This window comes from Arthrobacter sp. C9C5 (assembly GCF_013359735.1).
In the GTDB taxonomy this organism is placed as follows: domain Bacteria; phylum Actinomycetota; class Actinomycetes; order Actinomycetales; family Micrococcaceae; genus Arthrobacter.
The window spans coordinates 35,612-50,765 of sequence record NZ_JABFMX010000011.1 but is presented as its reverse complement, the minus strand read 5'-3'; the positions used below and the strand labels follow the sequence as shown (position 1 = coordinate 50,765).

The 15,154-nt window shown below is 66.5% G+C and carries 12 protein-coding genes; 7 read left to right on the top strand and 5 right to left on the bottom strand.

Going from position 1 to position 15,154, the window contains the following annotated elements:
• Positions 1 to 55: 55 nt before the first annotated feature.
• The 4 genes from HNO80_RS10300 (at position 56) to HNO80_RS10285 (ending at position 5,464) form a co-directional block, all read left to right on the top strand.
• Complete coding sequence (locus HNO80_RS10300; RefSeq protein WP_175322765.1) at positions 56 to 1,552, top strand: right-handed parallel beta-helix repeat-containing protein; 1,497 nt, start codon at positions 56 to 58, stop codon at positions 1,550 to 1,552.
• A 202-nt stretch (positions 1,553 to 1,754) separates the two neighbouring features.
• The gene (locus tag HNO80_RS10295; protein ID WP_175322764.1) at positions 1,755 to 3,314 is read left to right on the top strand and encodes a right-handed parallel beta-helix repeat-containing protein; all 1,560 of its coding nucleotides are present in this window, start codon (positions 1,755 to 1,757) and stop codon (positions 3,312 to 3,314) included.
• 151 nt (positions 3,315 to 3,465) lie between these two features.
• Entirely contained in the window at positions 3,466 to 4,500 is a 1,035-nt protein-coding gene (gmd, locus tag HNO80_RS10290; RefSeq protein ID WP_175322763.1) for a GDP-mannose 4,6-dehydratase, read from the top strand.
• Complete coding sequence (locus tag HNO80_RS10285) at positions 4,493 to 5,464, top strand: GDP-L-fucose synthase family protein (protein ID WP_175322762.1); 972 nt, start codon at positions 4,493 to 4,495, stop codon at positions 5,462 to 5,464. Before gmd ends, HNO80_RS10285 begins: the two co-directional genes overlap by 8 nt.
• A gap of 75 nt (positions 5,465 to 5,539) precedes the next feature.
• Here the strand turns inward: HNO80_RS10285 and HNO80_RS10280 are convergent, their stop codons facing one another.
• Complete coding sequence (locus HNO80_RS10280; RefSeq protein WP_349627329.1) at positions 5,540 to 6,313, bottom strand: CDP-alcohol phosphatidyltransferase family protein; 774 nt, start codon at positions 6,311 to 6,313, stop codon at positions 5,540 to 5,542.
• A 305-nt stretch (positions 6,314 to 6,618) separates the two neighbouring features.
• On the opposite strand from HNO80_RS10280, the gene HNO80_RS10275 reads away from it, so the two are divergent.
• Positions 6,619 to 7,932, top strand: a complete 1,314-nt coding sequence (locus HNO80_RS10275) for a SufS family cysteine desulfurase (protein WP_175322838.1) — start codon at positions 6,619 to 6,621, stop codon at positions 7,930 to 7,932.
• A gap of 12 nt (positions 7,933 to 7,944) precedes the next feature.
• A complete protein-coding gene (gene sufU, locus HNO80_RS10270) occupies positions 7,945 to 8,415 on the top strand; it encodes a Fe-S cluster assembly sulfur transfer protein SufU (RefSeq protein WP_175322761.1) in 471 nt (156 codons plus the stop codon).
• Between the two features lie 58 nt (positions 8,416 to 8,473).
• Here the strand turns inward: sufU and HNO80_RS10265 are convergent, their stop codons facing one another.
• The 4 genes from HNO80_RS10265 to HNO80_RS10250 form a co-directional block, all read right to left on the bottom strand.
• Positions 8,474 to 8,893, bottom strand: coding sequence for a VanZ family protein (locus HNO80_RS10265; RefSeq protein WP_217500783.1), 420 nt, complete (start codon positions 8,891 to 8,893; stop codon positions 8,474 to 8,476).
• A 105-nt stretch (positions 8,894 to 8,998) separates the two neighbouring features.
• On the bottom strand, positions 8,999 to 9,220 hold the full coding sequence (locus tag HNO80_RS10260; protein WP_175322760.1) for an SCO4848 family membrane protein: 222 nt from the start codon (positions 9,218 to 9,220) through the stop codon (positions 8,999 to 9,001).
• A gap of 3 nt (positions 9,221 to 9,223) precedes the next feature.
• Positions 9,224 to 9,721 carry a DUF2505 domain-containing protein gene (locus HNO80_RS10255; RefSeq protein ID WP_175322759.1) on the bottom strand — a complete coding sequence of 166 codons (498 nt, stop codon included), beginning with the start codon at positions 9,719 to 9,721 and terminating at the stop codon, positions 9,224 to 9,226.
• Positions 9,722 to 9,768: 47 nt separating this feature from the next.
• The gene (locus HNO80_RS10250) at positions 9,769 to 11,292 is read right to left on the bottom strand and encodes an SDR family oxidoreductase (protein ID WP_175322758.1); all 1,524 of its coding nucleotides are present in this window, start codon (positions 11,290 to 11,292) and stop codon (positions 9,769 to 9,771) included.
• A 210-nt stretch (positions 11,293 to 11,502) separates the two neighbouring features.
• Between HNO80_RS10250 and mfd the strand changes: the two genes are divergently transcribed.
• The gene (gene mfd, locus HNO80_RS10245; protein ID WP_175322757.1) at positions 11,503 to 15,153 is read left to right on the top strand and encodes a transcription-repair coupling factor; all 3,651 of its coding nucleotides are present in this window, start codon (positions 11,503 to 11,505) and stop codon (positions 15,151 to 15,153) included.
• The last annotated feature ends 1 nt before the right edge of the window (position 15,154 follow it).

Below are 15,154 nucleotides of genomic sequence, written 5' to 3'. Positions count from 1 at the left end.
GGAATTAGGTCGGATGCTACCGGATCGGTTCCGTTCTTGCCAGAGAGGGGTCGACATGATCCGTGCCGGACGGAGGAATCCGGGCGCTTTGTTGTTGTTGGCGCTTCCTTTGGCACTGGGCGGCTGCAGCCCGGCCAATTCGACGACGCCGCCAACAGCACCCCCGCGGGCGGCCGCTGCGGCACCCTGCACTGCTGCGGTGGAACCCGGAGCAGATCTGGCCGCCCGGGTAGAGGATCAGCCTGAGGGCGCCGTAATCTGCCTGGGCCCGGGGAGGTTCGAACTGGCCCATGCCGTCCGGCCCAAGGCATCTCAAACCCTCCGGGGGAGTGATAAGACAGTGCTGGCAGGCGACGTCCCCCTGGAACGATGGGAACCGGAAGGAACCGTCTGGGCGGCCCGGGGCTATTTGCCGCCTGATTACGAGAAATCCGGACAGTGTGAGGACACGCATTCCAAGCCGTGCCAGGTCGCCGAGGACCTCTTCTTGGACGGCAAACCTGTACGTCGCGTCATGACAAAGGGCGCCGTCGACGCGACCACCTTCTATGCTGATTATGCTGCCAATATCGTGTATCTCGGGCAGGACCCGGCTGGGCGTGCTCCGACTCTGGCCCGTACCAGGACGGCTATCGCCTCCAACGCACCCGGAGTTGTCATCGAGAATCTGACCGTTCGCGGATTCGCGAACCTGGCCCAGCAGGGTGCCATTGTGGTTGAGGGCAACGACTGGACTGTCCAGAATTCCACTATCACCGCAAATCATGGGGTCGGTGTCATGATTGCACAGGCCGACAATGCGCACGTGACGGGGAATTCCATAACGGCAAACGGGCAGATGGGCCTAGGGCAGTACCGCTCCCAGGGGGGCCGCATCGACAACAACAGAATTCGCAATAACAACACTGCGGAGTTTTGGCGCGCTGACTGGGAAGCCGGCGGTATCAAGGTGACAAGATCGTCCTCTGCTATCAGCAACAATGACGTGTCCAACAATCTCGGCGTCGGCGTTTGGGTAGACATTGCCGGAGATGGCGTCGCCATCATTGACAATGAAATCGGCGGAAACGCGGCCTGTGGCATTCGGTATGAAATCAGCCGAAACGGGCGCATCGCCGGCAACACCGTGACGGGCAACGGACTGGGCCTGAAGCGGGGGCGCGGAACCGGCCTGCTCACCGGAGCGGGCATCACCGTGAACACCAGCAGCGACGTCACGATTGAGAGAAATACCCTCGCCGGCAACCTCAACGGAATCGGGCTCCAGGCCAGGCCCCGGGGCAACGGGCCGTGGGGTGAATACGTCCTCGACATGGTGCGGGTGGAGGGAAACCTCATCGACCTTGGCTCCCCGGCCACAGCGACCACTGGCTACGTCGAGTCGGGCGCCCTGACGCGTCCGCCGGACATGCGTCGCATCGAAATCCAAAGCAACCGGTACATTCTCGAGGACATCAACGCGAGCAAGTTTAATGTCAACGGCGGGACCGTGGATTTCAAAGCTTGGCAGGGTTCTGGATACGACTCCACCGGAGAGGCCGTTCCGGGCTGAGTCGTCGGCCACGGCTCATTTCGCCACTCGGCGGTCCGAACTGCCGACCACCGGTCACGAACCAATAGGCGGTTGTCATGCAGCCACGGGTTGCTAGAGTGTCCAAACGTAATGCCCTTAGCATGCCCATGCCGCGATTTTCGCTGGGGGAGTCGCGGCGTACGGCGTACCGGTTGGGCTCATCAACAGAAAGAAATTTCTCATGGAATTCCCCCCGCTCACACCCGTGCCCGGCATGAAACGGCTCCGTCCCGGACGGGGCAGACGTGCCGTTGCCGTCGTTGCGCTCGTGGCTGGAATCAGCCTTGGACCCGTAACGGCGTCGCCTGCCGCGACGCCGGTGGTGGACGCCACCGTTCCGGCTGGCGGATCCATCCAAGCGGTGATCAACGCCGCTCCGGAAGGCGCACGGATCGGCGTTCCGGCCGGTACGTTCCGCATCAGCAGCGCCCTCAGCCCCAAACGAGGCCAGAAATTGCTGGCGCTGGGCGGCGCGGGGACCGCTGTGATTAAGGGCTCGAAAGTTGTCACGGGATGGGTCAAGGATGGGTCCCAGGCCCGCTGGTACAAAAACGGCCTGCTGCCGGCAGCCTATTCCGATTCGGGACAGTGTGAGGTGAATAGCGGCGCGGCTGCCAACCCGTGTCGAAAGCGGGAGCAGGTGTACCGGAACGGTGTGCCGCTGAAGCGTTCCATGCGGCTCGCAGATCTGCGCCCGAACGGTTTCTTCCAGGACTACACGACCAATCGCACATGGTTGGGCAGCGACCCCGCCAATGCAACCCTGGAGGTCGCACGCACCCCCCACGCCATCAATTCCTCGGTTTCCGGCGTCACCCTCAGCGGCCTTACGTTCACCCAGTTTGCCAGTCCTTCCCAGAAAGGTGCCGTCGTGGCAGGGGGAACGGACTGGGTCATTGAAAACTGCACTTTTAAGCGAAACCATGCCATCGGCCTGCAGCTCGCGAATGCAGCCAGGGCCCGGATCCGGAACAACGCCATGATTGAGAATGGACAGCTCGGCATGGGACACTACGCGTCGAACAACACCATCGTCGAGAACAATGAGATCGCAAGGAACAACACGGCCGGCTATTGGGGTGCCGACTGGGAATCCGGAGGGTTTAAGGCAACCTACTCAAATAGTGTGATGTTCCGCGGTAACAACGTCCACGACAACCGGGGAACCGGCACCTGGTTTGATATCAACAACATGAACGCCACAATTCTCGGGAACTCCATCAATAACAATTACGCCGATGGAATCCGGTACGAGATCAGCTACAAGGCGCTTATCAGCGACAACAGGCTGGCCGGTAACGGCTACGGCCTGGCGGCCGGCGACGGACGCGGAAGCGACTACTCGCTGTACGCCGTGGCCGCCATTAACGTCAATTCCTCACCCGATGTTGAGATCCGGCAAAACATCCTTGGGAAGAACCAGAACGGGATCGCCGCCCAAATGCGCAACCGCGGCAGCGGCTCCTATGGCGCTTGGGATCTGCACAACCTCAACGTCCACCACAACGATGTAACGCTCGCCACGGGGACGCGGCCGGGCGAGGGCGTCCAGGGCCTGGGTACCTTGTCACCTGTTTCCCCGGCGACCTACTACCACGCCAAGAACAACCGCTTTGACTACAACACCTACCGGATGGATGCCGCCGCCAGGCGGTTCTCGTGGAATAAGTCGTACATGACGTTCGCCTCATTCCAAAGCGCGGGACAGGAGCGCCACGGAAAATTGCTGCGGACCGGCTAGCCGTAGCTGGTGAACGGGCGCAAATTTAGTATGAAATTTTGCTCGCAACTGTGATCCAAGTCATCTATCCTGACAGCACGGATGTCCTGGCCCCCTTCCCGGGGTCCAGGCATTTGCCTTCACAATCGTTCGAGACCTGGCGGGGGACCTGTTGACCAAACGTGCGCTTATCACCGGTATTACTGGGCAGGACGGCTCATATTTGGCCGAACTCCTTTTGCGGAAGGGTTACGAAGTCCACGGCCTCATTAGAAGGGCTTCAACGTTTAACACTGTGCGGATAGAACACCTGTATGTGGATCCGCATGACCCGACCGCCAAACTCTTCCTTCATTACGGGGATCTTAGCGACGGGGCAAGGCTTGTCACCTTGATAGCCAAAATCAAACCCGACGAGGTTTACAACCTGGCCGCCCAATCCCACGTCCGCGTTTCTTTTGACGAGCCGGAGCATACCGCAGATACGACCGGCGTCGGCTCGGTCCGGATGCTGGAAGCCGTACGGCTGGCGGGAATCGACACCCGCTACTACCAAGCATCTTCCTCTGAGATGTTCGGGGCAACGCCGCCGCCGCAAAGTGAAGATACGCCCTTCTACCCCCGGTCACCGTACGGGGCTGCCAAGGTCTACAGCTACTGGGTCACCAAGAATTACCGGGAAGCCTACGGGATGTACGCGGTCAACGGCATTCTGTTCAACCACGAATCGCCCCGGCGAGGCGAAACCTTCGTCACCCGCAAGATCACGCGGGCTGTGGCCGCCATCAGCGCCGGACGACAGGACACCCTCTACATGGGCAACCTGGATGCCGTCCGTGACTGGGGCTACGCCGCCGAATACGTCGAGGGTATGTGGCGGATGCTCCAGGCTGACGAGCCCGATGACTTTGTGCTGGCAACGGGGGCCGCCTATACCGTCCGTGATTTCCTACAGATCGCCTTCAGCCACGCTGGCCTCAACTGGGAGGACCATGTGGAATTTGACGAGCGCTACCTGCGCCCCACCGAGGTGGATGCCCTGGTGGGCGATGCGTCTAAGGCGCGGGAAAAACTTGGATGGAAAGCGACCGTGGAGACTCCTGAGCTTGCCCGGCTCATGGTCGAAGCCGACATCGAGGCCTTGAAGCATCCGGGCGGCTGGATCGACTCCGTGGATCTTGGCAGCTGGGTGAACGGGGATGACTAACAGCTCCGGCTTCACACCCGGCCCGCTGGACCGGGACTCCACTTTCTACGTGGCCGGGCACCGGGGCCTGGCCGGCTCGGCGCTCTGGCGGTCCCTCGAACGCGAAGGGTTCACCCAGTTGGTCGGCCGCACCTCCAGCGAGCTCGATCTGAAGGACCGGAGCGCAACGTTCGCTTACATTCGAAAGGTGCAGCCGCGCTACGTGATCCTGGCAGCTGCAAAGGTCGGCGGAATCCTCGCCAACAACACGTATCCTGCGGATTTTCTGAGCGAGAACCTCCAGATCCAGGTCAACGTGCTGGATGCAGCCAAGGAAATGGGAGTCGAGCGGCTACTTTTCCTGGGGTCCTCCTGTATCTACCCCAAGTTGGCGGCCCAGCCCATCAGGGAAGAGTACCTCCTGACCGGTCACCTGGAACCAACCAACGACGCCTATGCCATTGCGAAAATTGCCGGCATCCTCCACGTCCAAGCAATCCGGCGCCAGCACGGGCTGGCGTGGATTTCGGCCATGCCTACGAACCTGTACGGCCCGGGCGATAACTTTTCTCCGCAGGGCTCCCACGTACTGCCCGCCCTGATTCGCCGCTATGCGGAGGCGGTGGCCGCTGGCTCCGCGTCGGTGACCAACTGGGGGACCGGTTCACCGAGGCGGGAGTTCCTGCACGTCGACGACATGGCCGAGGCCTGCCTGCACCTGATGGAACACTATGACGGCCCGGAGCAGGTAAATATCGGTACCGGGACCGATATCAGCATTGCCGAACTGGCCGGGTTGGTATCGGATGCCGTGGGCTTTTCCGGTACTACGGAATGGGACACTGGCAAGCCTGACGGGACCCCGCAAAAGCTGCTGGACGTCTCCAAACTTACAGGCTCCGGTTGGAGCAGCCGGATCCCGCTGGAGAAGGGCATAGCCGAGGTTGTGGAATGGTACCGGCTACAAGAGTCGGTGCGGCAGTAGCGCCGGACGTCGGGCACACCGGCATCGGGACGGCGCTTAGCTGGCCGTTGCCGGAGGGCGACGCCGGCGCGATCCCTACGCCGTATCAGCAGAGTCGTAACTCCGCATTTCGCGATACCAGCGGGGCAGCGCCAGCAGGACAAAACACACGTTAATTCCGAAAAGGACCGCATAAACAATTGAAAAGACGGGCGGGACTGCCCACAGGAAAAACGCCAGGCACAGCACCCCGTACTCGGTGGGCAACACGGCCAGGGAATAAAGGAAGGACGAGTTCCCTTCCCCTGCCAGCCGCATGGACGCAGAGCCGCGGTGCGCCCGCCGCATCTGGTCAGTCAGGATTATGGCGAAGAACAGCACGACCGCCAGCAGCTGATAGAACAGGGGAACAACCAGCCACGCTGCGCTCTCGGCATAGCCCCGGTACCAGGCCACCAGCACGGCCAAATGGAGGGACGCCATCTTGACGGCGTCGACGACGTGGTCCAACCACTCACCAGCAAAGCTTCCGCCACCGCGCAGCCGGGCAAGCTGGCCGTCAGCCGAGTCCAGGGCATAGCCCAGAACGAGCAGCAAGGCTATTAGAACGCTGTTGACCGCCGTGGCCGGAGCCAGAGCAATCAGGCCGATGCCCGCGAAACTGCACAGGGCGCTCACCGCGGTCACTCCATTCGGCGTCAGGTGCAGTTTGAAGGCCAGCGCGGCTAGATGGCGCCCCGCGGGACGGTTAAGGTATCGCGCGTAGGCAGAAGCGCCCTTGGAGGTCTTCTGCTTTGACCGCAAGGCCTGAACCAATTGACGGTGGGTTGAGGAACGGGTCAGCGTTGGCTGGGTGTGCCCTACCTGCACGGCGAAACCTCGGTAACTGCCAAATTCCGGAGCGCGGATGCTGCGATTGTCGGTGGCATGAAGTCATCGTAGCGGGCCGCAACGGCGGGAACTATACGTTTCCGGCTACTATCCAGAAGTTTTAGGGCCCTTCGCCCAGTCCCGCGACGGCAGCTGCGGACCGCCTGACCCGGCCCCCGGTTTCGGCCGGTCGAAACCAGGGGCCGCGGGAACGTGGGATAATTAGGTCTAATCTGCGTGACGTAATAGGAACAGCCCGGTCGGGCGTTCCCGCTACGTCCCAGCGAAAGCCGATCCAGGAGTTACTGCCCATGGTTGCCACACCAGCCCATCTCCTCCGCTCAGCCACGGCGCTGGGCAACGAGGAGGTCATGCGGATCCGCAACGACTTCCCGATCCTGCACCGGTCCGTCAACGGGAACCCGCTCGTCTACCTGGATTCCGGTGCCACCTCACAGAATCCGCTCAGCGTGCTGGAAGCGGAGCAGGAGTTCTACGAACAGCGGAACTCCGCGGTGCATCGCGGCGCCCACTACCTCGCGGTGGAGGCCACCGAAGCCTTCGAGGACGCCCGCGAGACCGTGGCGGCCTTCATCGGCGCGGACCCGGACGAACTGATCTGGACGTCCAACGCCACCGAGGGCCTGAACCTGCTCAGCTACTCCTTCCTGAACGCCTCCCTGCCCGGCGCCCCGGCTGAAGCTGCCCGCTTCGCGCTGGCCGCCGGCGACGAGATCGTGGTCACCGAGATGGAGCACCACGCCAACCTGATTCCCTGGCAGCAGCTGGCGGCCCGGACCGGCGCCGTGCTGAAGTTTATCCCGGTCGACGATGCCGGCGCCCTGGACCTCGAGGCCGCCGCGCGCCTGATCGGCGGCCGCACCCGCGTGCTGGCCTTCACCCACGCCTCCAATGTCCTGGGGACCATCAACCCGGTGTCCACGCTGGTCCCGCTCGCCCGCGCCGTCGGTGCCCTCGTGGTGCTGGACGCCTGCCAGTCCGCCCCGCACCTGCCCCTCGACGTCAAGGCCCTGGACGTGGACTTCGCCGTGTTCTCGGGGCACAAGATGCTCGGCCCCACCGGAATCGGCGGACTCTACGGGCGCTCGGAACTGCTCAATGCCATGCCTCCGTTCCTGACCGGCGGCTCCATGATCACCACTGTCACCATGGAGCGCGCCGGGTTCCTGCCCAGCCCGCAGCGCTTCGAGGCCGGCACCCAGAAAATCTCGCAGGCCGTGGCGCTCGCCGCTGCCGCCAACTACCTCAGCGAAACCGGCCCGGCCCGGATCCACGCCTGGGAAACGGAACTGGGCCAGCGGCTCGTGTCAGGCCTTGCGGCCATCCCCGGGGTCCGTGTGCTGGGCCCGGCGGCGGGGGAGGAGCGGATCGGCCTGGCCGCGTTCGACGTCGCCGGGGTGCACGCGCACGACGTCGGGCAATTCCTCGACAGCCGCGGGATCGCCGTCCGCGTGGGTCACCACTGCGCCCAGCCGCTGCACCGCCGGCTCGGACTCACGGCGAGTACGAGGGCCAGCACCTACCTGTACAACACCACGGACGACGTCGACGCGTTCCTCGACGCCGTCGCCGGTGTCCGCGAATACTTTCAAGCCTGAGGACGGCACTGCATGAGTCTTGACCAGCTGTACCAGCAGATCATCCTGGAGCATTCCAAAGCTCGTCACGGCAGCGGCCTGGCCGGCGCCGGAGTGCCCGAAGGGGCCAGTAGCGGCCAGTCGCACCAGCTCAACCCGGTCTGCGGCGACGAAATCACGCTGCGGGTCTCGGTGGCCGGCGGAAAGGTCAGCGAGCTGCGCTGGGACGGCGAGGGCTGTTCGATCTCGATGGCGTCGGCCTCCGTGCTGACCGACCTCGCCGAGGGACTGGATCCGGACGAGCTGCACAGCGTGATCGACAGCTTCCGCGAGGTGCTGCGCTCCCGCGGCAAGGTGCCCGCCGACCCGGAGATCCTGGGCGACGCGGCGGCCTTTGAAGGCGTGTCCCGGTACGCCGCGCGAGTGAAGTGCGCGATGCTCTCCTGGGTCGCTGCCGAGGACGCCCTCGGCCAGGCCGTCGCGGCCCAGGACCGTACCTCCTAGGTCCGAAGCGACCAGGAACGCAGCGACCGGGACCGAAGCGACCGGGACCGCGGGGGCCTCAAGGGGCGGCCCTGCGGCGCCGCCGGACCAGCAATGTGAGCAGTGCGCCAAGGACGGCGCCGAGAGTATTGGCCAGGACATCGGCGATCGTGGGATAGCGTCCTGGCAAGAAGAGCAGCTGTGCGAGTTCGATGGCGCACGAGATCAGGAGCCCGGCGGCCGCGCCGACCCACCAGTAGCCGCGGCCGATGACCACGGCCACCAGGGCGCCCAGCGGAACGAAGAGCAGCACATTGGCGGCGGACTCCACAAAGCCGTAGTCCACCCAGCCGGGGATGCCCCGGCCGTGCAGCCACCTCAGCGCCGCGCGCAGCAGCCCGGCAACCGGGCGGTCCACCGGCTGCGGCCACAGTGCGACGGCAGCCAGCACCGCGACGTAGGCGATGAGTCCCCACGTGGCCACGCGCTGGGGCCGCAAGGCATCCCCCTTCGGCAGTGGACAGGCATTTTCCTGAGTCTAGCCCCGCCGCCGCCGCGGGATTAACCCAAGTGGCGGCGGGGCGCAGACAGCAGGATCCCCAGCCTAGGAGAGCAGGCCCGCGATCCCGATCGCCGCCGTCGCCGCGCCGAGCAGCATCGAAATGCTGACCAGCACGACGTGGACGGTGAGGAAGCGGGTGGCCTTGCCGCCGGCGTCGCGCGCCCGCGGGTCTTTCATGACCCGGCGCAGGAACTGGGGCCAGACGGCCAGGGACCAGACGCCGGCCACGATCAGGACAGCGGCCAGGGCGCCGGGCAGCTCCATCGCCTAGTGGCTTTCCAGCCAGGCCTGGGCCTGCGTGGACTGGATGTTGAGGGCCTTGCCGACCATCGGCTCGGCCGCATCGGCGATCTTCCCGCCCAGCAGCGGCACGGACGAGGTGACCGTGCCCTCCAGCTCGATCCGGGTGCTGCCGCCGTCGGCGACGAGGCGCTGCACGGCGTTGACGTCCAGCGGGGCGCCGGCGACATTCAGCGAGATGTTGCTCTGCCGCGAACCGTCGGCCTCCGGGGCGCCCCAGCTCTCCAGCTGCGTTACCTTCAGGCTCTCGCCGACGAACTTGCGGGCCAGGTCCGGCATCCGGTTCGTGGGGATGGTGCGGACCGTCGTGGTGTTGAAGGCGCCGGCGGGGTCGCCGTCGACGGTAAACGATTCAAGGGTTCCGCCGACGAGTTCGCTGGTGTGGCGCAGGAAGTCCTCGTTGACGAAGACTGCCGTGACGCTCTCAACGCTGTGCGGAAGGGTGGTGGATGCACTCAGGGCCATTGGGGGTCCTCCATGGGTGGGACTGGACGTTTCGGGCTCCCAACATCCTACGCGGTGGGCCCCGCCGGTTCCGATTCGGCGTCTGGCTCCTTCTCTGCGAGGCGCTGCGCCGCGGCGGCGATATTCCGCGACATCGCGGGGAAAATGAGGCTGTGGAACGGCAGGACCGCGAGCCAGTAGAGCTTGCCGCTGAGGCCCTTCGGGAAGAAGATGGCCCGTTGCCGGTAGCGGCTGCCGGTGCCCTCGGGTTCGACCGAAAGTTCCAGCCAGGCCCGGCCCGGTGCCCGCATCTCGGCCCGCAGCCGGAGCAGCCGGCCGCGGTCGATCCGCTCGACCCGCCACCAGTCGACCACCTCGCCTTCGGCCAGCAGGTGCGGGTGCCGCCGGCCGCGCGCCAGGCCCGCGCCGCCGGTGAGCTTGTCCAGCCAGCCGCGCACGCTCCAGGCCAGCGGCAGCGAATACCAGCCGTTGCGGCCGCCGATGCCTTCGATGATGGTCCAGACGTGTTTCGGGTCCACCGCGCTGGAGTAGCTGCGCTCGTCGACGTAGACGCGGTGGCCGGCCCACTCCGGGTCGCTCGGCAGGGGATCGGCGTCGGCTCCGGCGTTGGCCCAGGTGGTCTCCACCTGGCCGTCCCGTTCCTTGCCCAGGGCCAGGGCGACGGCGCGCCGGTAGGGGGTGAGGCCGCCCTCCGGCAGTGGGATGTAGGAGTCGATGTCATGTTCCCGGGAGACGGCGTCGTGCTGCAGCGACTCCACCAGGGGCAGCGACATGGACAGCGGGATCGGCGTGGTCAGCGCGACCCACATGCCCGCGAGCTTTGGGGCGGGGATGGGGAGGGCCAGCACCACCCGGTGCGGGAGTCCGGCCTCCGCCGCGTACTCCTGCATCATCCCGGCGTAGCTGAGCACCTGCCGTGAGCCGATGTCGAAGGTGCGGTTGATGCGTCCCTCCAGCGACGCCGCGCCGACCAGGTAGTGCAGCACGTCCCGGACCGCGATGGCCTCGATCTTGTTCCGCACCCAGCTGGGGGCGGGCATCACCGGCAGGGTCTCGGACAGGTGCCGGATCATTTCGAAGGAGGCCGAGCCGGAGCCGATCACCACGCCGGCCTGGAACACGACCGCGTCCACCGGCCCGTCGAGGAAGACCTTGCCCACGGCCTCGCGGGAGCGCATGTGGGTGGAGAGCTCGGCGTCGGAGGGGTGCAGCCCGCCGAGGTAGACGATCCGGTCCACGCCGGCCGCCGCGGCTGCCTGCGCCGCCGTCTCGGCCATCGCCTTTTCCTTGGCCTCGAACCCGGCGCCGCCGGCCATCGAGTGGACCAGGTAGTAGAGCACGTCGACGCCGTCCAGGGCCTCCTGCAGCGCCGCGCCGTCGTCGAGGCTGCTCTGGACCACCTCGACCTGTTCCAGCCAGGGGACGCCGGCGATTTTCGCCGGGGTACGGACCAGGACCTTCACCCGGTGGCCGGCCTCAAGCAGCCGGGGGACCAGCCGGCCACCGATGTAACCGGTGGCGCCGGTGACGAGCACGGTCTTCGGGTTCATGGCGTGGGGGGTGCCGTTCATGGGTGGCTCCTTCATCATTGCGGATATAAGCCATTCGGAGCGCCGGCCGCGCTGGACTGCAGCCTGGACGGCCGGAGCCCCGTCGTGCCAGCTTAGTCCCGGGTGCCGGGCCGCCTCCGGGTCGCGGTAGGCTGGAAGTACCCGGGATTCTTGCGAATTTCGGGTATTCGTGTTGCCTGCATGCCCGTGATCACTCCAGGAGTTCCCGCCATGAGCCTCAACGGCCCTTCTCTCACCGGTCTGCGGCGTGTCCTCGCCGAGGACACGTCCTTTGCCCGGGTGCAGGCCGAAGCGTCCCGGCCGTTCACGGCCCGCAGCGAGGACTACCAGATCAGCGCCCCCGCCGGGCTGCGCGCCGCGCTGCTGGCGGAGATGGCCGACGGCCTCGCGTCCGGCCACACGCCCGGCGGAGGGGCTGCCGACGGCGGCGCCGCCCCGGTGGTGCTCGCCGTCACCGCCACCGGCCGCGAGGCCGAAGACCTCGCCGCCGCACTGGGCGCCTTCCTGCCGGCCGACACGGTGGCGGAATTCCCCAGCTGGGAGACCCTGCCGCACGAGCGGCTCTCGCCCCGCTCGGACACCGTCGGCCGCCGGCTCTCCGTGCTCCGCCGCCTCGCGCACGCCGAGGCCGGGGGCGCCCTGCGCGTCGTCGTCGCCCCGGTCCGGGCCGTGGTCCAGCCGATCGTGGCCGGGCTCGGCGAGCTGGTCCCGGTGACCCTCAAGCTCGGCCAGGAGGTCCCGTTCGGCGACGTCGTGAAGAACCTCGCCGACGCCGCCTACGCCCGGGTGGACATGGTCACCCGGCGCGGCGAGTTCGCGGTACGCGGCGGCATGCTGGATGTCTTCCCGCCCACCGAGGACCACCCGATCCGGGTGGAGTTCTTCGGCGACGAGGTCGAGCAGATGCGCTGGTTCGCCGTCGCCGACCAGCGCTCGTTGACCGCGCCGGGCGTGCACCACCCCACCGAACTGCACGCCCCGCCCTGCCGTGAAATCCTGATCACGCCCTCGGTGATGTCCCGGGCCGCGACGCTGAAGGCGCAGCTGCCGGCCGCGGCGGACATGCTGGAGAAGATCGCCGGCGGCATCGCCGTCGAGGGCATGGAATCCCTGGCCCCGGTGCTGGTCGACTCCATGGTGCCGTTCCTGGACCAGTTCCCGGAGGGCTCCATCTCGGTGGTGATCGAACCCGAAAAGGTCCGTACCCGTGCCCACGACCTCGCCGCCACCAACGAGGAGTTCCTCGAGGCGGCCTGGTCCACGGCCTCAGACGGCGGCGCGGCGCCCTTGGACCTGAGCTCCGCGGCCTCCGCGGCCCTGCACTCGGCGAGCTTCCGCTCCCTCGGCGAGACCCGCAGCACGGCACTCGCGCACGGAGTCTCCTGGTGGTCCATCACCTCGCTCGCCAGCGACGAGGAACTGCTGCCCGAGATCGACGTGCTGAACCTGCACGCCCGCGAACCGCGCGGCTACCAGGGCGACGTGGCCGAGATGATGGACTTCATCGGCTCGCACGTGCGGGAGCAGTGGCGGATCGTCGTCGCCACCGAGGGCCCCGGCCCGGCGCAGCGCCTCGCTGAACTGTTCCACGACAACGACATCCCGTGCGCCCGGGTGGAGTCCCTCGACGCCGACCCGCAGCCCGGCCTGATCGAGGTGACCACCGCCGCCGTCGGCCGCGGCTTCGTCCTGGACCGGCTCAAGGTTGCCCTGCTGACCGAGGCCGACCTGCTGGGCCGGACCTCCGCCGGCTCCACCAAGGACATGCGCCGGATGCCGTCCAAGCGGCGCAACGCGGTGGACCCGCTGCAACTGCTGGCCGGCGACTTCGTCGTGCACGAACAGCACGGCATCGGCCGGTTCGTGGAGCTGATCCAGCGCAAGGTCGCGGGCGGGGGAGATGGCGTGCGCGAATACCTGGTGCTCGAATACGCCCCCTCCAAGCGCGGCGCTCCGGGTGACCGGCTCTTCGTCCCCACCGACCAACTCGACCAGGTCACGCGCTACGTCGGCGGCGACACGCCGGTGCTGAGCAAGATGGGCGGCTCGGACTGGGCCAGCACCAAGTCCAAGGCGCGCAAGGCCGTCAAGGAGATCGCCGGCGAACTGATCCGGCTGTACTCGGCCCGGATGGCCTCCCGCGGCCACGCCTTCGGCCCCGACACCCCGTGGCAGCGCGAACTCGAGGAAGCCTTCCCCTACGTGGAGACCCCGGACCAGCTGACCACCATCAACGAGGTCAAGGCGGACATGGAACGGGAGATCCCGATGGACCGCCTGGTCTCCGGCGACGTCGGCTACGGCAAGACCGAGATCGCGGTCCGGGCGGCGTTCAAGGCGGTCCAGGACGGCAAGCAGGTGGCCGTGCTGGTGCCCACCACGCTGCTGGCCCAGCAGCACTACGAGACCTTCACCGAGCGCTTCTCCGGCTTCCCGCTGCGGGTCAAGCCGCTGTCCCGCTTCCAGGGCGCCAAGGAGGCCAAGGAAACGGCCGAGGGCGTGAAGAACGGCTCGGTGGACGTCGTGATCGGCACGCACCGGCTGCTGTCCAAGGACTTCGCGTTCAAGGACCTGGGCCTCGTGATCGTCGACGAGGAGCAGCGCTTCGGCGTCGAACACAAGGAAGCGCTGAAGAAGATGCGCACCAACGTGGACGTCCTGGCCATGAGCGCCACCCCCATCCCGCGCACCCTGGAGATGTCCCTGACCGGCATCCGGGAAACCTCCACGCTGGCGACCCCGCCGGAGGAGCGGCACCCGGTGCTGACCTATGTCGGCCCGTACACGGACAAGCAGACTTCTGCCGCGATCCGCCGCGAGCTGATGCGCGAGGGGCAGGTCTTCTTCGTGCACAACCGGGTCTCCACGATCGAGCGCACCGCGGCGAAAATCCGCGAACTGGTCCCGGAGGCGCGCGTCGAGGTGGCACACGGCAAGATGTCCGAAAGCCGGCTGGAACAGATCATCGTGGACTTCTGGGAGAAGCGCTTCGACGTCCTGGTTTGCACCACCATCATCGAAACCGGGCTGGACATCTCCAACGCCAACACCCTGATCGTGGACGGCGCGGACAAGTACGGGCTCTCCCAGCTGCACCAGCTGCGCGGCCGCGTGGGCCGCGGACGGGAACGGGCCTACGCCTATTTCCTCTACCCCTCCGAAAAGCCGCTGGGCGAGGTGGCGCTGGAACGGCTCAAGGCCGTCGCGACGCACAACGAACTCGGCGCCGGCATGCAGCTGGCCATGAAGGACCTTGAGATCCGCGGCGCCGGCAACCTGCTGGGCGGTGAACAGTCCGGCCACATCCAGGGCGTCGGCTTCGACCTGTACATCCGGCTGGTCGGCGAGGCGGTGGCGGACTACCGCGGCGAGGCCGAGGAGAAGGCCGCGGAGATGAAGATCGAGCTGCCGGTCAACGCGCACCTGCCACACGACTACGTCCCCGGTGAGCGGTTGCGCCTGGAGGCCTACCGCAAGCTGGCCGCGGCCCTCAGCAACGAGGCGATCGACGAGGTCGAGGCCGAGCTCGTGGACCGCTACGGGGAGCTGCCGCTGCCGGCGAAGAACCTCGTCGCGGTGGCCCGTTTCCGGGTCGGGGCGCGCGAGGCCGGCCTCACCGACGTCGCCCTGCAGGGCAACTTCATCAAGTTCTCGCCCGCCCAGCTGCCGGAGTCCAAGCTGATGCGGCTGGCCCGGATGTACCCCGGCTCGCAGGCGAAACCGGCTTTGGACGCGGTGCTGATCCCCAAGCCCAAGACGGCCCGGATCGGCGGCCGCGACCTGCAGGACGCCGAAATCCTGGCCTGGGCCAACGGCGTGATCGAGGCGATCTTCTCCGACGTCCCGCTCTCGGTGGGCTAGG